Here is an 18,241-nt window from a genome sequence, read left to right as displayed (position 1 = left end):
GATCTGGCTGATGGCCTTGGTCGTCTCGGTCATGTGGACGCTGAGTTTGGCAAGCCGTGCCGAAGCTCTAACGCCGATCCCCGTCCAGGAAGATCAGGACCACATCGAGATCACGACGCTCGGTGAAGCTTACGAGGGGCGCGGCGATAGTCTGCAGGTCGAGACGGCTGCCGGTCAGGACGGCGTCTCCGGTCGCATGACCGTCCGAGCCTCGGTCCCCGGCACCAGCCCAAATTGGATGGTGTTCGCGCTAACCAACAAGACCGACAAATCGCTTGAACGGTTGCTGACGGCAGATCGTTATTCGCTCGTTGGTTCCGGCACGGTATGGCCCGACCTCGATGCCCGCCGCATCGAAAGCGTAACGCCTTCCGTCGGCTTCGTCCCCGAACGTATCAAGAATGACAAGGCGGACGTATTCCGCATCACGCTCGAACCGGGGCAAACGATTACCTATGTTGCGGAACTCGCAGGCGAGCACTTTGCGCGTCTCTATCTTTGGAAGCCGATCGACTACGAAATCAAGAGTCGTGACCGGCAGTTGTTCAACGGCGCGATGCTTGGTCTGACGGGCCTGCTGGCGATCTTTCTGACATCCATTTTTGCCGCAAATCACAAGCTGATCTTTCCGGCCGCCGCACTCGTCGCCTGGACGGTCTTGAATTATCTCTGCGTCGATTTCGGCTTCTTCCATAAGCTGTTCAATCTGCGACCGGAGGACAACGCGGTCTATCGTGCGGCGGGCGAAGCCGCGATGGCATCCAGCTTTGTAATTTTCCTTTCGACGTTCCTGCGTCTGGGCCTATGGCACGGCGTCGTAAGGATGATGATCGGTGTCTGGATGGTGGCGCAGCTGACGCTCATCGCCGTCGCCGTCATCGATCCGCGTCTAGCCGCGACTTTCGCCCGGCTGTCGTTCCTTTTGATCGGCGGCGTGGGCGGCTTGTTCACGCTTTTTCTGGCTTTCAAAGGGCAGGATCGTGCGTTGTCGCTCGTACCGACATGGCTGCTGTTACTCGTTTGGATCTTTGCGACCGGCATGACGCTCAGCGGCCGGATGTCGGGCGATATCGTCGTCTCGAGTCTCATCGCCGGTCTTGTTCTGGTCGTGATTCTGATGGGCTTTACGGTCACGCAGTTCGCCTTCAGATCATCCGACGCAGCTTATGCGGGAGCGCCCACCGAATTGCAGGGTAGATCTCTCGCGCTCGCGGCGTCAGGCTCGACGGTGTGGGAATGGAACATCCGTCGCGATGAGATCAAAGTTAGCCCTGAGGTTGAAATAGCGCTCTCTCTGATGCCCGGAGAATTGTCCAGCAAAGTCGACGATTTCCTGCGGCACGTACACCCGACGGACAAAGAGCGCTTCCGCGTCATGTTGATGTCGGTACAGGAGCGCTCCGGCGTGAGGATCCGCACTGATTTCCGTCTCCGGCATTCGGACAATAGCTGGCGCTGGTTTGAACTCGAAGCCGCGAGTGTTCCGAACTCGGATGGGCGAACGCTCCGTTGCGTGGGATTGCTGCGCGACGTTTCGGACATGAAACGCGCCCATGAGCGTCTTCTTCATGACGCCGTACATTGCAGTCTGACCGGACTTCCCAATCGGGAGCTGTTCCTCGATCGCCTGAAGGGCGTTATTGCTCGCGCTAAAACGGAAAACCACGTTAAGCCGGCCGTCATCTTTATCGACCTCGACAAGTTTAAGAGCATCAACTCGTCGTTTGGTCTTGTCCGGGGCGATAGCCTGCTCCTGACCGTCGCCCGTCGCCTGCAGCGTCATCTGGGACCGCATGACACCGTCGCAAGAGTGGGCGGAGATCAATTTGCGATGCTGTTTATCGGAGAGCGCGAGGCCCGAAATTTATCCGCTGTTGCTGAACGCGTGCGCCGCTCACTCAGAGCCCCGATTCCGCTGGCCAATCAGGAGGTCATCCTCACAGGCTCGATTGGCCTCGCCGTCTGGGATGAAGCCCGTGGCCCCGACGACGATCTATTGAAAGATGCTGAGCTTGCGATGTACCGGGCCAAGCGAACCGGTGCTGATCGCATCGAAATTTTCGAGCCGGGCATGCGTCGCGATCGCGAACAGAACACCGGCGCCGAGCTCGGAAAGGCGATTGAGAAAGGACAACTCAAGGTTCTCTATCAGCCGATCGTTTATCTGCCGACGAAAGAACTTGCAGGGTTCGAAGCCTTTGTCCGTTGGGAACATCCAAAGCTCGGTCTCGTGAATCCGTCTTCCGTGATTGGGTCTGAAGGCGATGCCGGTGCGATGGTCAAGGTCAATAGCTATGTCTTGTTACGCGCTGCCAAGGATGCGGCCCGCTGGCTAAGCGAATTCCATCGTCCCGAAAGACCTCTTTTCGTAACTGTGAACATCTCTTGTCCGCAGATTTTGCGTCCGGAATCGATTCAGGAAATTCGCCAGATCCTCGGCCGCAATACGGTGCCGGCCGGAACGCTCAGACTTGAGATCGCCGAAAACGTCGTAATGGATAATCCCGAGCAGGCAGCCGAGGTCCTGAAGGTCCTCCATGCCTCCGGTGCCGAACTCGCTCTCGACGAATTTGGTACGGGCTATTCTTCGCTCGCCTATCTCAATCGCTTCCCCTTCGACACCATCAAGATTTGCCGTGAACTGGTTCGCAGCAGTGGAACGGCAGCGGGCGCAGCAGTCATGCGCTCGATGGTGGCGCTCGCACACGAGCTTTCGAAGGCTGTGGTCGCGGATGGCGTCGAGCGCGCCGATCAAGCGACATTTCTGCGGTCGATAGGCTGCGAATATGCACAAGGCTACCATTTTGGCGAACCGATCCCAGAACGCGCTGTCGTGCAGCTTCTCAAGATGGTGCGTCGCTCGGAACGAAAGATGCAGCCGCGCGGCTTCTTCCGTCCCAAATTCCGGAGTGCTGGCAAGCGAGCGAAGGCAAAGGCCGCACGCGCCGCATTGGCTGCCGCAAAGCCCCTGGCGGGTGAGAAGGTGATAACGCCGTCAACGGGTGCTCCCGTGCCCGTCAAACCTGCTGCTCTGCCGCAAGGTTCGGTCGTCCGGCACCGTCAGAAGGCTGAAGGTAAGGCCCCGGCGAACGGTTCAGCTACGAATAAGCCTGCGCCACAATTGATGCCTTCGAGACAAGCTGGTCCGGCGCGGACTCCAGCAACAGCGGGCGGACCGCTAAAGTCTCCAGCCGCTGTGCCCGCATTACCGCCGGAGTTGCTACAAAATATCGAACGCACGTCTGGCACCTCGCCGAGACACAATCCCAAGCCCCCGGTCAACGGCCACGCCGCACCGGTTTCACCTGCGGCCGGATCGACATCCGCGCCGGGCATTGGGTCGCCATCCAAACCGCCCGTCACCGCTTCACCGCCTAACATCATGGCGCCCCTCTCCGAGGCCCTCGCGCGCGCCGCGAGCGCAACACCAACCACTGGGCGACCGGCGCCCGCAAGCACAGCCCAACCACAGAGAAACGGGAATTCCGTGTCTCCGGTTGAGGCAGCAGCAACCCCTCGGACGAACGGGGCGATGTCTCCGCCGCCCAATGAAACGACACAGCAGCCCGACTTCTCGACACTCCCACCGTCGATTGCGGCAAGTCTCGCCCGCCTCGCGGGCGGCGAGCCGGTGCCGAAGACGTCGGGCGGTCCCGCACCGAGGCCGGAGCCGAAAATCGCCTCGAAGGGATAGATTATTGTCCCACGCCTCTTAAGCGTGGCCCGCGTCATTGACGAGATGTGAGAGATCGATCCCGATCTTCGCCAGGGCTTTCGAATACTTGTTTTCGAGATCTTCATCAAAGATGAGATCGGGATCGGCCGGACAATGCAGCCAGCCGTTATCCTGCATCTCAGTTTCGAGCTGCCCTGGAGACCATCCGGCATAGCCGAGAGCGAGCAAGGCGCGGCTCGGGCCGCGCCCATGTGCGATCGCTTTCAAAATATCGATCGTCGCAGTCAGACAAACGTCGTGTTCGATGGCGAGAGTTGAATCCTCCGAAAAATAATCGGAGCTGTGCAGCACGAACCCGCGGCCCGTTTCGACCGGACCGCCGACCTGGATTGAGAGCGACAGTATTTCGCTATTAATTTCATCGTCCGGATTACGCGGCGAGATACCAAGCCTTTCGAGCAAATCGGGAGCGGTGATGTGATCGGCACGCTGGTTTATTATGAGGCCCATCGCCCCTTCCGGAGAATGCGCGCACATATATATGACCGAACGCTGAAACCGGCGATCGGACATCGCAGGCATTGCAATGAGCAGTTGCCCTTCAAGCTTGATATCGGAGCCTTCGGCACGACCCCTCTGACGGATTGGCTTCATGGCAGGAAGACTAATCCGATAGAACGGCGCCGTGAAGATGGTCGAAAGGAGCCAGTCCTTGCCAATGTAACAAGACACCCTTTTGAGCCTAATATAGGTAAGTACAGAAAATCATTACCGCCGAATTTCGGCAGGTTTCGAATTTGTAATTTAAAGGGCACCCGCCGTGATGAAATTAAGCATTGCGCTCCTGTTGTTGAGCACAACGACAGCGTGGAGCGATCCAGTAGCCCCGGTCGCTTCGGATTGGGTCAAGGGTTATAACACACAGGCGAGGCTGGTTGCGGGACGCGCGAGCATCGATGGCCGTAAAGAGCTTTACGCGGGCGTTGAAGTTGCAATGCCAGCGGGTTGGAAAACCTATTGGCAGGCTCCGGGCGACGCCGGCGGTGTCCCACCCGAATTCGATTGGCAGGGATCGCAAAACCTCGCCAACGCCGAGGTTTTTTATCCGGCCCCGCATCGCCTTCACGACAAAGCTGGAGACGCGGTAGGCTATAAGGATCACGTGATCTTTCCGGTCAAACTGGCGCCGAAAGATCCGGGCAAAGCCATCGTCCTCCAGGCCAAGGTCGACTATGGCCTATGCAAGGATATTTGCATCCCGGCTGAAGTCGAATTCAAGGTAGTGGTTCCGCCCGATGTAGGCGCATCAGCCGAGCTAACGCAGACATTGGCGCAGGTGCCGCAGGCTCATCCCCGCGCCGGCATCGATCCGAAGCTTGAAACTTGGCGCGTTGACCGGTCATCGGGAAAACCGAAGCTGATTTTGAAGGTCGCGACCGGATCGGCAAAAGGCGCCGATGCGTTCGTCACCGCAAAGGACGGAACGTATATTCCCCTGCCGAAGCGCTCGGCTGATGAAGCGGGCAAAGCCGTGTTCGAAGTTAGTCTGACGGACGGGGTCGATATCAAGGATTTGAAAGGCAAGCCTCTGACAGTCACTATGGTCGACGACAAAGGTCAATCCGAGACGACAATCACACTCCAATAGCCGTTACAGCGCGGCGACAGCTCCAATAGAAATTAGAACGAGGAACCCCAATGTCCATCCAAGTCGGAGACAAACTGCCGGAGATGAAGTTTACGGTGATGGGCGCCAACGGTCCCGAGCCTAAGACAGTTTCCGAGGTGTTTTCCGGAAAAAAAGTTGCACTGTTCGCGGTGCCCGGCGCTTACACGCCAACGTGCACAAATAACCACATGCCCGGCTTTGTCGGACGTGTCGACGAGTTCAAAGCGAAGGGTATCGACGCTATCGCCTGCACGGCCGTCAACGATGTTTTCGTTCTGACGAATTGGGCTAAAGACACGGGCGCGACAGGAAAAATCGAGATGCTCGCTGATGGTTCAGGAGATTTCGCTCGGGCGATCGGCCTACACATCGACCTGTCGAATTTTGGTCTAGGGATACGATCCAAACGCTATGCGATGTTGGTCGACGATGGCGTCGTTAAGGTTCTGAACGTCGAGGACACGCCTCCGGTTGCAGAGAAATCAAGCGCCGCAAACCTTTGTTCTATGATCGACTGCTCACTTTAGCGCTCAACCACGATCGCCCGGGAGCGGTGCCAGCTTATATGGTGCCATGGCAATGCGGGCGAGTTCGTCGGCCCGCTCGTTCTCCGGGTGCCCGGCATGGCCCTTGAGCCAGTGCCACTCGACATTGTGTTTGCTGCGAAGCGCATCCAGCTCCTGCCAGAGCTCTACATTCTTCACTGGTTTCTTGTCGGCCGTTCGCCAGCCGTTTTTCTTCCAACCGTGAATCCAACCAGTAATACCGTTCTTGACATAGGCGCTGTCGGTATAGAGGTCGACATTGCTGCGCTTCTTCAGGGCTTTCAGGACCGAGATTGCAGCCAAAAGTTCCATGCGATTGTTGGTCGTCAGGACTTCGCCGCCGCTGATTTCCTTGCGGTGCTTGCCCGAGATCAGCACCGCGCCCCAGCCCCCGGGACCAGGATTTCCCGAGCAGGCGCCATCACTATACGCAAGAACACTGGGAAGATCGCTGCTCATCGTGCCTGTTCGTAGCCATAATCGCCGACCGACTCGACCGACTGGTGGAAACGTAACCGGCGAACATAGTCGATAGGATCCTTGCGCGCGACGAGCGCATCGTCGGGCGTGTTCAGCCAGTCATAGCTGCGCGTCAACAGGAAACGCGTCGCAGCACCGCGCGCAAGCGTCGGCATTGCCTCTAATTCTTTGCTGCTTAGCTGGCGCACGCTATTGTAGCCCCTGAGCAACGCGCGGCCCTTGGTGGCGTTGAATTGGAAATTCGCTTCAAAACACCATGCGTTGAGACAGACTGCGATATCGTACGCGAGTGCGTCGTTGCACGCGAAATAGAAGTCGATCAGGCCCGAAAGTTTTTTGCCGATGAAAAAGACGTTGTCGGGAAAGAGATCGGCGTGAATAACGCCTTGCGGAAGATCGGTCGGCCAGGACGCTTCGAGAAAGCTAAGCTCTCTTTCGACCAGTTGCCCTAGCTCGCCGGAAATTTCATCCGTTCGCGCCGAGAATTTATCGAACAGCGGCCGCCACCCTCGCAGTCCGAGAGCATTATCGCGGCGAAGCGAGAAGTTCTCTCCGGCGATGTGCATTAGCGCGAGGGCCTTTCCGAGCTCCAGGCAATGTTCGACCTTCGGTCGCTTGGGCCACATGCCTTCGAGGAAAGTCACGAACGCGGCGTGTCGACCGGCAAGCTCATTCAAGACGCGACCGCTCACATCGCGCACAGGCAGAGGGCACGTCACACCGCGCGCGGAAAGATGCTCCATAAGACCGAGAAAAAACGGCAGATCGTTCGGATCGACGCGCTTCTCGTAGATCGTCAGAATGAAGGTGCCCTTAGTCGTATGCACAAGGTAATTGGTATTTTCGACGCCCTCTGCGATTCCCTTGCACGATAAGAGATCACCCAGTCGGTAGCGCTCAATGAAGTGCGCAAGCTCTTCGTCGCCAACTTCAGTATAGACCGCCATGACTGTCCCGCACGCCGAATGGTGGTCTACGAACGCTGCTCGGCCGGGGCGTGTATTACCCGGACCTGACGCGGCACGTTGAAAGTGACACGCTCTTCCAAAGTCGTGACCACCTCTATGATCACGTCGTAACGCTCGCGAATAGCTTCGACAACTTCTTCGACGATGACTTCTGGCGCCGAAGCTCCGGCTGTAATTCCGATAGCTTCCGCGCCCTCAAGATGAGACCACGGGATATTCTCCGCACGCTCGACGAGAAACGAGAACTTACATCCCGCGCGGGAAGCGACTTCCACCAAGCGCAAGGAGTTGGAACTCTTCGGGCCCCCAACGACGATCAGCCCGTCGATTTGAGGAGCAAGCGCTTTAACGGCGTTCTGACGATTGGTCGTGGCGTAGCAGATATCTTCCTTCACCGGGCCGCCGATGCCCGGAAATCGCTCTTTGAGGACAGCGACGATCTCTGCCGTATCATCGAGCGACAACGTCGTTTGTGTCACGTAAGCAAGTTTCGATGAGTCGCGTGGGGCAAAGGCCCGCGCATCCTCAACTGATTCGACGAGATGAATTGCACCCGGTGGAAGCTGCCCCAGCGTTCCCACGACTTCCGGATGCCCTGCATGTCCGACGAGAATGATTTCTCGACCTTGCTCATGATGCCGCGCCGCTTCCATATGGACTTTCGACACCAGTGGGCACGTCGCATCGACGACAAACATATTTCGGTTTTTCGCGGCTTCCGGAATCGCTTTAGCAACACCGTGTGCTGAAAAGATCACGGGTTGAGTAGTATCCGGAATCTCGTCGAGTTCCTTCACAAAAACGGCGCCTTTGGCTTTCAGGGACTCCACAACGTAGCGGTTGTGTACGATTTCATGTCGGACGTAGACGGGCGCGCCGAATTTGGTCAAAGCCTGTTCTACGATCTGGATTGCGCGGTCGACGCCGGCACAAAAGCCGCGGGGCGCAGCGAGCAGGATCTTGAGCGGTGGCTTGGGCACGGTCACTTCGACTTGGTTAAGGCCGGACATGGAAGAACGCAGTTCTTTATACTCATCCACCGCATCTGAAAATGCAGTTGGATGCCGGTTGAGGTGGATGGTACGGTCCTTTTTAGACAATACAAGGGGCCGGGTTTCGCAACCACGGGGGATGTCGTTGCACAATTCGGGTCGTCAGCGCCTAAATCAAGGGGAAGCGAAGCTTGGGCGTGGCTATTGGGTCGCGCCCACGCGTGCATTCGCGCTCGTTTCTATATGTTTTTCCACAGCCGCACTTACAGGCTGCGGGATGTCGTCTCTGACCTCTGGATTAGGCGGCGGCATGTTTGGCAGTGGATCGTCTGGCTCGGAAATCTCGTCGGTATCGGAGGACAAACTCCTCGATGCTGCCAAGGCGGGCGATTCGAATGCGACGGGAAGCACGAACGTCGGCGAGGTAGAAGCCGGTTGTCCGCGCCTGAGAATTGCGCCGCACGACAACTACATCACCTACTACGAACAGGGCCACGTCGGAGACGCGCTCTCAGTCACTCAGCGCGGCGAGATCACGAAAACGGCTCGCGAATGCCAAATCGAGCCGGGGCGTGTCATCGTCAAATACGGCTTCTCCGGACGCGTTCTGCTTGGGCCAAAAGGTCAGGCGGGTTCTCTTTCGCTCCCAGTGATTGTCGTGGTTCACGATTCGAAGCAGCAGCAGGTCGCGACCGACTCCGTGAAGGTCGATGTCAACGTGGGCACGGATAAACCCATAAGTTACTTCTCCGCTGTCCACACGGTGAGCTTTCCAGTCCCTGAAGGTTCGAGGCCCGGTGAATTTGAGCTCATCATAGGATTTGACAGCCGCCCTTCCGGAACCGGCTGATCAAAGGGGTTCCGACGATCACAAAAAAAGCCAGACCGTAACGCCTGGCTTTTTTAATCTCCGTCATGCGAAACTTTTAATTCAGTTTGCCCCGCAAATCTTTAATCGATTGAGAGATCAGCTCGTCGCCAACGGCCCCAACCGTGCGCTTTTTCAAGACTTCCTGAGCCGCGCTGATAGCCGATCCAATGGCCGTGGCGCGAACCTCACTGAGTGCTTGCGACTCCGCCCGTGCGATCTTCTCCTCGGCCATTTTTGAACGCCGCTCAAGGCTTTCCGCCAAGGATTTGCGTGCATCAGCAGCGAGGGCTTCCGCTTCCCGCTTAGCCTGGTCGATAATGGTCCGCGCCTCGGTCTCGGCCTCCCGCGCCTTACGCTGATAGTCTGCAAGAAGCGCTTGCGCATCTTCTCGCAGCTTACGGGCCTCGTCGAGTTCCTTGCGGATCGCGTCAGCCCTATCATCGAGCATTTTTGTGATCGCGCCCGGCACTTTGTAATAGAGCACCAGCGCAACGAACGCCAAAAATGCGACGAGCACCCAGAAGAGCGGATTGTTAGGATCAAACATGGTTATCCTCACTCACCTGGGGCCGGCTGAAGCGCTTTTTTGATTTCATCGGGCGAAACATCCTGCCCGATGAGCTTTGCCACGACGGCGCGCGCCGTTTCCGTTGCGATCTCGCCAATTGCCGAGACGGCCTTGCTCTTGGTTTCCGCAATGCGCGCCTCTGCGTTCTGAAGCTTCACCGCGAGCTGCGCGTCGACGCGTTGACGTTCGGCATCGGTCTCAGCGGCGAGCTTACCCCGCGTTTCTTTCGCAATATTGGAAGCATTGCCGCGAGCATCGGCCAAGGCTTTTTCGTAATCCGCGAGCGCCTTGTCGGTTTCCGCCTTAAGGCGGCCCGCAGCATCGAGATCGCGCTTGACCCGATCACGTCGCTCATCAATGACGTCGCCCACGCGCGGTAACGCAATCCTGCTCATTATGAACAGGAGGAGCGCGAAACAGACCGCGAGCCAGAAAAGCTGTGGCGCGAAGTAATTCGGATCGAGCTGCGGCAACCCTTCGGATTTGGCAGCGCCCTCGGCCGCTTCGGCAGCAACCGCGAGCAACAATGTCGTGCCGGCAAACATCTCCTGGCCTCCGGTTAAAGAGCTACGCTCAATCTCAACCGTAAAGAATGATGAGCGCGATCAGGAGGCCGAAGAGGCCCGTTGCTTCGGCAAGAGCGAAGCCGATCAGAAGGTTCGTGAACTGGCCAGGAGCGGCAGACGGGTTGCGCATGGCGCCCGACAGATAGTTTCCGAAGATATTGCCGATGCCGACGCCCGCGCCGATCAACGCGCTGCACGCGAGGCCCGCGCCGATCATCTTCGCTGCTTGAAGATCCATTTCAAAGTCTCCCTTTGCTGTAGCTTTTGTGTTGGAATTTCCGAAGCGGCCCTAACCGCCTCTGATCAGTGATGCATGTGAATAGCATCATTCAGATAGATGCAGGTCAGCACCGTGAAGATCAGCGCCTGCAGAAAGGCGACCAGAACCTCGAGGCCCGTAAATGCCACCATGAAACCGGCCGGAGCGATCTTGCCCCACCAAGGAAGCATCACGGCAAATCCGGCGAACACTTCGAGCATGGTGTGTCCCGCCATCATGTTCGCGAAGAGACGCACTGAGTGGCTGATAGGCCGGATGAAATAGGAGATAAGTTCGATCGGCACGATGACGATGAGTAGCCAAAACGGAACGCCATCGGGAACGAAAAGCTTGAGATACTTGAAGCCGTGCTTCCAAAAGCCGACGAGGGTGGCGGTGATCCACACCATCGCAGCGAGCGCGAAGGTGATAATGATATGGCTCGTCACAGTAAAGACGCCGGGAATCAAGCCGACGAAATTGAGGACTAGAACGAAAATAAAGATCGAGAAGACCCAGGGGAAAAACTTCATCCCCTCTTCGCCGAGGTTCTCTTTGACCATTCCGGCGACGTATTCATAGCAGACCTCGGCGAGCGACTGCACCCGCGTGGGCACCAAAGAGCGCGAGCGCATCGCGAAGATCATGAAGCCCGAGATCAGCGCCAACGCGATGACCATCATCAGCGCCGAGTTCGTGAACGAAACGTCGTGGCCGAACAGATTAAGCGAGAAGATCTTGTGGATCTCGAACTGCTCCATCGGTCCGTGATGAGCGGTTCCTCCAGCAACTTCAGCAGCCAAGCTCCTACCCCCTGCCTCTCATTCGTCGTCATCTTTGACTGACGGCGCCGCTTTTTGCAGCGGCTCGTTTTTTGTCTGCGCTTCTTGGGCAGCGCGGACGACATTCAACAGACCAGCGGCGAACCCGAGGATGACCAGGACGATCATGAGCCACGGCGCCGTACCGAATTGCCTATCCAGCGCCCAGCCAAGCCCGCCGCCGACGACAACTCCGACGATCAACTCAGAAGCAAACTTGAAAGCCGGCCCGAAATCGGACTGGCTTCGCTGAGCCGCGGGCCGCTCGACCTTAGCTCGTTGCGCCTTGAGCGCATCGAGCTTCTGGCCAAGTGCCGCAGACCGCTTGCGGATAGCATCGCGGTCTTCCGGGCTCATTTCACCGTTTTCCGGATATTGCCCCTTGCCATCGTCTGACATGGTTCAAACCATCCAGGAATGCGGAAAACCGGCCGCTGCGGGAGATCGACGGCGCGGACCATAGATAGGGGGTTTTAGGGTGTCAAGGAAATGGGGGCTATGTGCCCCTTGCCCGGGTATGGCGAAAGGGCGCAGTCGTGCGTCCACTGAACGCCGGGAGCGTATGGCCATAAGCCCCATTAGGGAGAGGGTGGCGTGGTTTCCTGTTTTTGGACGTCGCTCCCCGGATTAGCCGCGCCGTTTACCTTCGGCAAGGGGGTCCCCTCTTGTGGCACTGTCGTCACAGGATGGCTTATGACGCCGGTCTTATCCGTACCGTCCATCCTGGGTGGCGTTTGATACAAGAAAGCGAGGACGAAGCCGGCAAAAATGACGGTGATCAGCGCTGTCGAGATAACGAGCACGCGCAGATTCATTTTCCGCGGGCTAGCCTGCCGCGCTTCGGTCGCACTCAATACTTCCCCTTTTGTGGGTGAATACTGTTGTCTCGTCACAGACGGCCTCCATTTCCTTAGGAATGGAGAACGCATCCCCGCAAACAGGGGTTCCCTGCGATTTAGGGCTGATCGATATGGCACTGGGGCTTTAACTGGCCTCTCGGAAGCTCTGCGCCGTCTGCAGATCGACCGAAACTAGCTGAGAAACGCCTTTTTCGGCCATTGTAACGCCGAACAGCCGGTTCATGCGCGCCATGGTCATAGGATGGTGCGTAATGACAAGAAAGCGTGTCGCCGTTTCGCTAGCCATCTGCTCCATCAGCCGGCAGAAGCGATCGACGTTCGCGTCGTCAAGCGGTGCATCGACCTCATCGAGCACGCAGATCGGCGACGGGTTTGTGAGAAAAACGGCAAAGATCAGCGACAGAGCAGTCAGAGTCTGCTCGCCGCCGGACAACAGGGACAGCGTCGCAGGTTTTTTGCCAGGTGGCTTGGCGATGATTTCGAGCCCCCCCTCCAGGGGATCTTCCGGGCTTTCGATCATTTCCAGACGTGCTTCGCCGCCTCCGAAAAGGTGCGTAAAGAGACGTTCGAAATGACCGTTTACGGTCGTGAACGCTTCATCGAGCCGGGCCTTACCCTCGCGATTGAGCTGCTGAATGGCACTCCGCAGCTTTGTGATGCCCTGCTCCAGGTCGTCGCGCTCTGCCGACATCCCTTCGAGCTGCTTCGAAACTTCAACCAAATCGTCATCGGCTTGCAGGTTGACGCCGCCAAGTCGTTCACGATCGGCCTTGAGACGCATCAGCTGCTTTTCAACCTCAGCAAGCGGCGGGATCGTCGTGAATTCCGATACTGCCGCAATCGCGAGGCAATCCTCCGGCGCGACCTCGAAGGTCTCGCGAATATGCCGAGCCGCCTCCTGGCGGCGCTGCCGGGCGCCTTCCAAACGCGTTTCGATGCGTGCGTTCGCTTCGCGCGCCGCCGATACTTCGGATTGAATCGATCTCAACGTTTCTGTCGCTGTACGGATGGCATTTTCGGCGATTGCCAACGCGTCGGCCGCTTCGCGCCGTTCCTGTTCTGCGGTCGCTAAAGCCGAAAGCAGCGTCTCGCGCTGGGCGGCGATTCGCTGAGGCAGGTCGGCATTGGCTTCGATTTCTCCACGCGCTTCGGCCAACCGGACCTTCAGCGCCTGAACTTGCTGCTCCGCGCTCGCGAGCCGTCCCTGCCAGCGGGCGATATCTGCATTGGCATGACGTATCCGCTCGGCGCGAATCTGCCGGTCCCGTTCGATGCTTCCGAGCCGAACACGAGCTTCTGAAACTTCCCGGCGCGCGTCTTCAGCTTCCGTCTGCGCTGCCTTGAGTTGCGGTTCGAGATCTTCGCCCTCGCTCATCGTAACAATATGCGCTTCGATCTCGACGTGGCGCGCTTGCGCGGTGGTCAGGTCTTCATCGGCCTTGGCCCGCTGAGCGGTGACGGCGGCCAGCCGTGTTTCGCTTTCGCGTTGGAGCTTTTCGAGCGCGGTCAGTTGCTGACGAACGCCCGCGAGCTCGTTCTGCTTCTCACGCCAAAGCTGGCGCAGCCGCCGCTCTTCCGCCTCCGCGTTCTGTGCGGCTTCGGCGGCCTCCCGCTCGGCCTCGATTGTATCTTTCGCCTCGTTGAGGACTGCCTGAGCACGACGGTCGAGTTCCAAGAGGCGGTTCTTGTGCGCCAGCCGTTGCGCAGCCGGAGTGACGCCGCCAGCCGCCGCAACGAAGCCGTCCCAACGCCAGAGGTCGCCCTCTAGGGAGACGAGGCGTTGACCTGGCTTCAGGTGCGGCTGCAGCAGTGGTCCCGCCGACCGATGCACCACGCCAATCTGGCGCAACCGCCGCGTCAGCTCTTGCGGAGCCTGCACGTGCATGACCAGCGGCTCGGCTTCGACGGGTAAGGCATAATCTTCGGTCGGAACGTCAAGATGCCGCCAGTGAACGCTTGCTTCTATTTCCAGCGGGGCTTCGAGATCATCTCCAAGCGCCGCGCCAAGTGCTGTTTCATAGCCCGGAGAAACTCGGATCTGATCGACCGCCGGTGGATAAGCGCCTTCGTCCGTAACGGCTAGAAGCTTCGCGATCGTCTCGCGTTCGGTCGAGAAAGCATTGGCTGCGAGCCGTACGCGCTGGGCCTCGTCGCGACGGGATTTCGCCTCCGCTTGCGCGGCCTTCACCTGTTCCTCGGCAGCGAGTGTCTGCGCCTCGATCGAGGTAATTTCTTGCGCCAGAGACTGCCCGCGCTCGGAAATATCCGTGATTTGTTCGCGGTCCGGAGCCTTGGCCGTGATGTCCGCAATTTGAGTATCTAACGCCGCGACCTGCCGCGTGATCGTCGCGACAAGATCTTTGCGCTCTTTGAGCGCCTCCTCAAGGCTCTTGAGTTTGGCGCGTGCCTCGGCCGCCCGATGTGTGATGTCGGCGAAACGAGCATCCGTCTCGACCCTGTGAGCCTCCGCGCGCTCTAAGTTGGCACGCTCAGCCGCCTCTTCGTCAACCGCCTTGAGATCTGCTTCCTTGACCGCCGCAAGGTCGGCGTCGAGATGAACCAGCGTCTCCTTCGCCTCATGGATGAAGCCGGTTTCGCGAGCCAGGTCGGCTTCGAGCTGCTTGACACGGGCCTCCAGTTCGCGCGCGCGATCAGCCGCTCGCTGCGCCTCACGATCGAGATTTTCCTGCTCGACCTTGAACCGTGCCAGCGCGGCGGCCTTGACTGCCTCCGCCTCGCGAAGCGGAGGCAACCCTTCGGCAAGGCGCAGTTCCTCATTGAACGCCTTCGTTTCGGCTTCGGTAGCGGACCCAAGCCGGGTCATAGCGTTCGCGAGTTCCGCTTCATCCCGCTCTACGCTCTGTTGCGCTTCCTGCCACGTCAAATGCATGGCCAGCGCTTCCTGCTGATGAATTTCGCTCGAAATCTCCTTGTAACGCCGTGCTTGACGGGCCTGACGCTTCAATGAATCCGATTGCGATTGAAGTTGCCCGACCACGTCGCTCAGACGTTCGATGTTGGCCTCGGCGGCCTTGAGGCGCAGCTCCGCTTCGTGGCGGCGGGTGTGAAGGCCCGCAATGCCCGCAGCATCCTCAAGAATGCGGCGGCGTTGCTCTGGTTTGGCATTGACGAGTTCCGAGATTTGTCCCTGGCGCACCAACGCCGGCGATCGTGCACCGGTTGCTGCGTCCTCAAACAAAACCTTGACGTCCCGAGCGCGCACTTCGCGGCCGTTGATCCGATAGGCTGAACCCGCCTCGCGCTCGATGCGGCGGGTAATTTCAAGCGTATCGGTGTCGTTGAATTCGGCAGGCGCCTTACGGGCGCTATTGTCGAGAAACATGGTGACTTCGGCGCTTTGCCGTTCGGGCCTACCTGTCGTTCCTGCGAAAATCACGTCGTCCATCGCTGCGGCACGCATCGACTTGTGCGATGTCTCGCCCATGACCCAACGGAGCGCTTCGAGCAGATTGGACTTGCCGCACCCGTTCGGACCGACGACCCCGGTCAGCCCCGGCTCGATGACGAGTTCGGTCGGATCGACGAAGGACTTGAATCCGAGAAGGCGGAGCCGAGTAATTTTCATGACGTATTTGTAGTCCTCGATGCCTGCTCAGTGGGCTCAGGACCGTCGCAAGGCAGACGCTTCTAAGGGCTCGCTGCTGCTGTCGGGGTACCGCCCTGACGTTCGGCTTTCTCGACGTAGTCGGCAATCTCGGCGATCGTCAGCTCTTTTTTGATGAGCTTGGTGCCAATGAAAAAGTTTGGCGTTCCGACGATGCCGAGCTTGCGCCCGCGATCCTTCACCCACTTGAGGTTTGTGATCATGCCTTGATTCTGCAAGCAAGCGTCAAACTGCGGCCGCGTCATCCCCACCTGCCGTGCGACGGCATAGATCGCGTCGAGCCGCACTTCCAGCGAGACCCACGAGGCCTGCTGTTTCATGAATTTTCCGTAGAGTTCCAGGTATTTATCCGGCGGGGCGCATCTCAGCGCAATTGTCGCGTTGCCTGAAGTCTTTCCGATTGGAAACTCGCGGAGAATGTAGCGAACCTTACCCGTATCGATGAAACGGCGTTTCAGCTCGGGATAGACCGTCTCATGGAAATGCCGGCAGTGCGGGCAGGTTAGCGACATATATTGAACGATCGTCACCGGCGCCGTCGGACTTCCCCAGCTCATCTCGGGCAGAGGGCTCGGCGCCATGATATCCGCGATAGTTGGGTTGGCGATGACTTGGCGCCCCGATGCTATCGGAGCAGGAGAATCGTTCAGCGGACTGGGCATCGCATCCGGCTTTTCTGAGCCGGTCGAGGGGTAGGCCGCGCCAACCCCGCTCGCATCGTTTGTTATACTCGCTGTCTGCGGAAGCGTCGCGCCGCATGCACCCAGCTGAGCCGCCAGGACAGCAGCGGCGAAAAAGGCCAAGGCACGGACGAGCGGCATTGCGATTCCCGGACTATTTCTTCTCCGCCAGCAAAGGCTCGATCACCTTATCGAAATTTTCGATCGTAGGAGCATCCTGCAGACGCTTGCCGTTGATAAAGAAAGTCGGTGTGGCATTGACGCCGAACGTATCGCTGGCGCGCGTGCGCTGCGCCGTAATTTGATCGAGCAGCTTTTGATCCGTCAGGCACTTATCGAAGCTGGCCTGAGTGAACCCGGCCTGCTTGGCAATATCGAACAGCTTCGGCACCGGATTGCCCTGGACAAACGCCCAATCCGGCTGCCTCGCATAAAGCGTCTGAATCAGTGGGAACGCTTTGAATGTGCCTGCGCAACGCGCCAGCATGGACGCGGCCGCAGCGAGATTATCGAGCGGGAATTCGCGGAAGATGAAGCGAACCTTGCCCGTGTCGATGTACTTCTTTTTGAAAGCATCGAAGGTTTCGTTCTCGAAGTGCGCGCAGTGAGGACAGGTCATCGAGGCGTATTCGATCACCGTAACTTTCGCGTCTGTGTCTCCGAGCGCAAGATCCGGCAGATCGGTAGGCTTCATCAGCTCTTCGACCGATACTTCCGCCGGGCCTGACTTACGTTGCGCAAAGCTCGGTCCCGAGGCGAGGATGGCGAAGCTACCGACAGCAACTGTTGCCGCAAACCCAAGCCACACAACACGTCGTGACCAGGACCGGCTCAAAGAGAAGGTGTTGAATGCGTTCAAGGTCCTGGCTCCTATTGGATCTATCGACGGCGGGCGTGGCGCTCTGACGAACGGACGTCCTGCAGGGGTTTCCGGCGCTCGAATAAGCCGAAAGCGCGCTGAATAGCAACTGAACATGCGGTAAATTCGGTGTTGGAGCCGGTCAGTCCAACTGAGCCGCGAGCCTTACGCTCTCTTCCAGGCATACCAATGCAGCCGCCAGATCGCCTTTTGGCCGCGAAGGGAGCACATTTGCCCGCCTCGGAAAAGGATCGCCGGGATTCTTTTCCTTAGAGCTGGTTTCGCTCGTATCCGGCGACTGAGCGACCCGCAATTGAGCGATAGCCCGATAACCAAAATACCGGTTGATCCGGTCGATGATGTCACCCGTCCGATACGAAACCTCAAGCGCAAAGGCGGGATCGCAGGCGACGACGAGGGTCGCGCCGCCCGTCCGTCCGTCTTCGTCGTCCGCAGTGCGTCCTTTGACGCCACGCGGCCATTTGATCGTCTTCGGGCGGGTTATGTGCGCCAGATCGGCGCCGACTATCGTCTCCCACGACGTCATAATTTCTGCGGTATGAAAGCCGAATTTCTCAAAGGAGGCGGCTACAACTTTTGGTACGAACGCACCGACCGCACGCGCGAAATAACCTCTGCTCGGGCGATGATCAGCGGGCAGAGTCCGCATTCCGGCTGTGGGTTGCTGATCTTTCATGGCACTCCGCGTCCGAGCTGCGCTTGTGATAGCCGATGAGGCAACTACCATTGTCGATGCGATTCGAGAATCCAGCGCAACCGGGCATTGGCGGAAGCATGGGCG

Annotated in this window: 18 protein-coding genes; 4 read left to right on the top strand and 14 right to left on the bottom strand. The window is 58.5% G+C overall.

The features are described 5' to 3' along the window. Positions 1-10 precede the first annotated feature (10 nt). Complete coding sequence (locus tag VHB22_RS15795) at positions 11-3,694, top strand: EAL domain-containing protein (protein ID WP_325457944.1); 3,684 nt, start codon at positions 11-13, stop codon at positions 3,692-3,694. Positions 3,695-3,712: 18 nt separating this feature from the next. Here VHB22_RS15795 and VHB22_RS15790 read toward each other — a convergent pair whose 3' ends face one another. After that, on the bottom strand, positions 3,713-4,330 hold the full coding sequence (locus VHB22_RS15790) for a YqgE/AlgH family protein (protein WP_325458004.1): 618 nt from the start codon (positions 4,328-4,330) through the stop codon (positions 3,713-3,715). Between the two features lie 169 nt (positions 4,331-4,499). Here VHB22_RS15790 and VHB22_RS15785 point away from each other — a divergent pair, with 169 nt between their 5' ends. Together VHB22_RS15785 and VHB22_RS15780 are read left to right on the top strand one after the other, a co-directional pair. Beyond that, a complete protein-coding gene (locus VHB22_RS15785) occupies positions 4,500-5,324 on the top strand; it encodes a protein-disulfide reductase DsbD domain-containing protein (protein WP_325457943.1) in 825 nt (274 codons plus the stop codon). 50 nt (positions 5,325-5,374) lie between these two features. After that, the gene (locus VHB22_RS15780; protein WP_325457942.1) at positions 5,375-5,872 is read left to right on the top strand and encodes a peroxiredoxin; all 498 of its coding nucleotides are present in this window, start codon (positions 5,375-5,377) and stop codon (positions 5,870-5,872) included. Between the two features lie 3 nt (positions 5,873-5,875). Here the strand turns inward: VHB22_RS15780 and rnhA are convergent, their stop codons facing one another. The 3 genes from rnhA to ispH are packed head-to-tail and all read right to left on the bottom strand — an operon-like array spanning position 5,876 to position 8,348. Then, positions 5,876-6,349, bottom strand: coding sequence for a ribonuclease HI (gene rnhA / locus VHB22_RS15775; protein ID WP_325457941.1), 474 nt, complete (start codon positions 6,347-6,349; stop codon positions 5,876-5,878). Further along, positions 6,346-7,317 (bottom strand): homoserine kinase, encoded by a 972-nt coding sequence (locus tag VHB22_RS15770; protein ID WP_325457940.1) that lies wholly within the window; start codon positions 7,315-7,317, stop codon positions 6,346-6,348. Before VHB22_RS15770 ends, rnhA begins: the two co-directional genes overlap by 4 nt. A gap of 26 nt (positions 7,318-7,343) precedes the next feature. Then, complete coding sequence (ispH, locus tag VHB22_RS15765) at positions 7,344-8,348, bottom strand: 4-hydroxy-3-methylbut-2-enyl diphosphate reductase (protein ID WP_325457939.1); 1,005 nt, start codon at positions 8,346-8,348, stop codon at positions 7,344-7,346. A gap of 259 nt (positions 8,349-8,607) precedes the next feature. On the opposite strand from ispH, the gene VHB22_RS15760 reads away from it, so the two are divergent. Continuing rightward, positions 8,608-9,180, top strand: a complete 573-nt coding sequence (locus VHB22_RS15760; RefSeq protein ID WP_325457938.1) for a hypothetical protein — start codon at positions 8,608-8,610, stop codon at positions 9,178-9,180. Between the two features lie 76 nt (positions 9,181-9,256). Here VHB22_RS15760 and VHB22_RS15755 read toward each other — a convergent pair whose 3' ends face one another. From VHB22_RS15755 to VHB22_RS15710, 10 genes are all read right to left on the bottom strand, one after another. Further along, positions 9,257-9,748 (bottom strand): F0F1 ATP synthase subunit B, encoded by a 492-nt coding sequence (locus tag VHB22_RS15755; protein WP_325457937.1) that lies wholly within the window; start codon positions 9,746-9,748, stop codon positions 9,257-9,259. 8 nt (positions 9,749-9,756) lie between these two features. Beyond that, positions 9,757-10,314 carry a F0F1 ATP synthase subunit B' gene (locus VHB22_RS15750; RefSeq protein WP_325457936.1) on the bottom strand — a complete coding sequence of 186 codons (558 nt, stop codon included), beginning with the start codon at positions 10,312-10,314 and terminating at the stop codon, positions 9,757-9,759. A gap of 34 nt (positions 10,315-10,348) precedes the next feature. Next, entirely contained in the window at positions 10,349-10,573 is a 225-nt protein-coding gene (locus VHB22_RS15745) for a F0F1 ATP synthase subunit C (RefSeq protein WP_013216842.1), read from the bottom strand. 65 nt (positions 10,574-10,638) lie between these two features. Then, on the bottom strand, positions 10,639-11,355 hold the full coding sequence (locus tag VHB22_RS15740; protein WP_414652753.1) for a F0F1 ATP synthase subunit A: 717 nt from the start codon (positions 11,353-11,355) through the stop codon (positions 10,639-10,641). A 60-nt stretch (positions 11,356-11,415) separates the two neighbouring features. After that, complete coding sequence (locus VHB22_RS15735) at positions 11,416-11,814, bottom strand: AtpZ/AtpI family protein (protein WP_325457934.1); 399 nt, start codon at positions 11,812-11,814, stop codon at positions 11,416-11,418. 179 nt (positions 11,815-11,993) lie between these two features. Further along, positions 11,994-12,308, bottom strand: a complete 315-nt coding sequence (locus tag VHB22_RS15730; protein WP_325457933.1) for a hypothetical protein — start codon at positions 12,306-12,308, stop codon at positions 11,994-11,996. Positions 12,309-12,399: 91 nt separating this feature from the next. Continuing rightward, positions 12,400-15,861 (bottom strand): chromosome segregation protein SMC, encoded by a 3,462-nt coding sequence (smc, locus tag VHB22_RS15725; protein ID WP_325457932.1) that lies wholly within the window; start codon positions 15,859-15,861, stop codon positions 12,400-12,402. Between the two features lie 62 nt (positions 15,862-15,923). Continuing rightward, positions 15,924-16,721, bottom strand: coding sequence for a DsbA family protein (locus VHB22_RS15720; RefSeq protein ID WP_325457931.1), 798 nt, complete (start codon positions 16,719-16,721; stop codon positions 15,924-15,926). Between the two features lie 13 nt (positions 16,722-16,734). Continuing rightward, the gene (locus tag VHB22_RS15715) at positions 16,735-17,439 is read right to left on the bottom strand and encodes a DsbA family protein (RefSeq protein ID WP_325457930.1); all 705 of its coding nucleotides are present in this window, start codon (positions 17,437-17,439) and stop codon (positions 16,735-16,737) included. 142 nt (positions 17,440-17,581) lie between these two features. Beyond that, on the bottom strand, positions 17,582-18,136 hold the full coding sequence (locus VHB22_RS15710; protein ID WP_325457929.1) for a DUF721 domain-containing protein: 555 nt from the start codon (positions 18,134-18,136) through the stop codon (positions 17,582-17,584). Between the last annotated feature and the right edge of the window lie 105 nt (positions 18,137-18,241).

The organism is Hyphomicrobium sp., from assembly GCF_035548195.1.
Lineage (GTDB): Bacteria > Pseudomonadota > Alphaproteobacteria > Rhizobiales > Hyphomicrobiaceae > Hyphomicrobium_B.
Note: the sequence above shows the minus strand (reverse complement) of the source record. Positions and strands in the feature narration are given on the sequence as shown.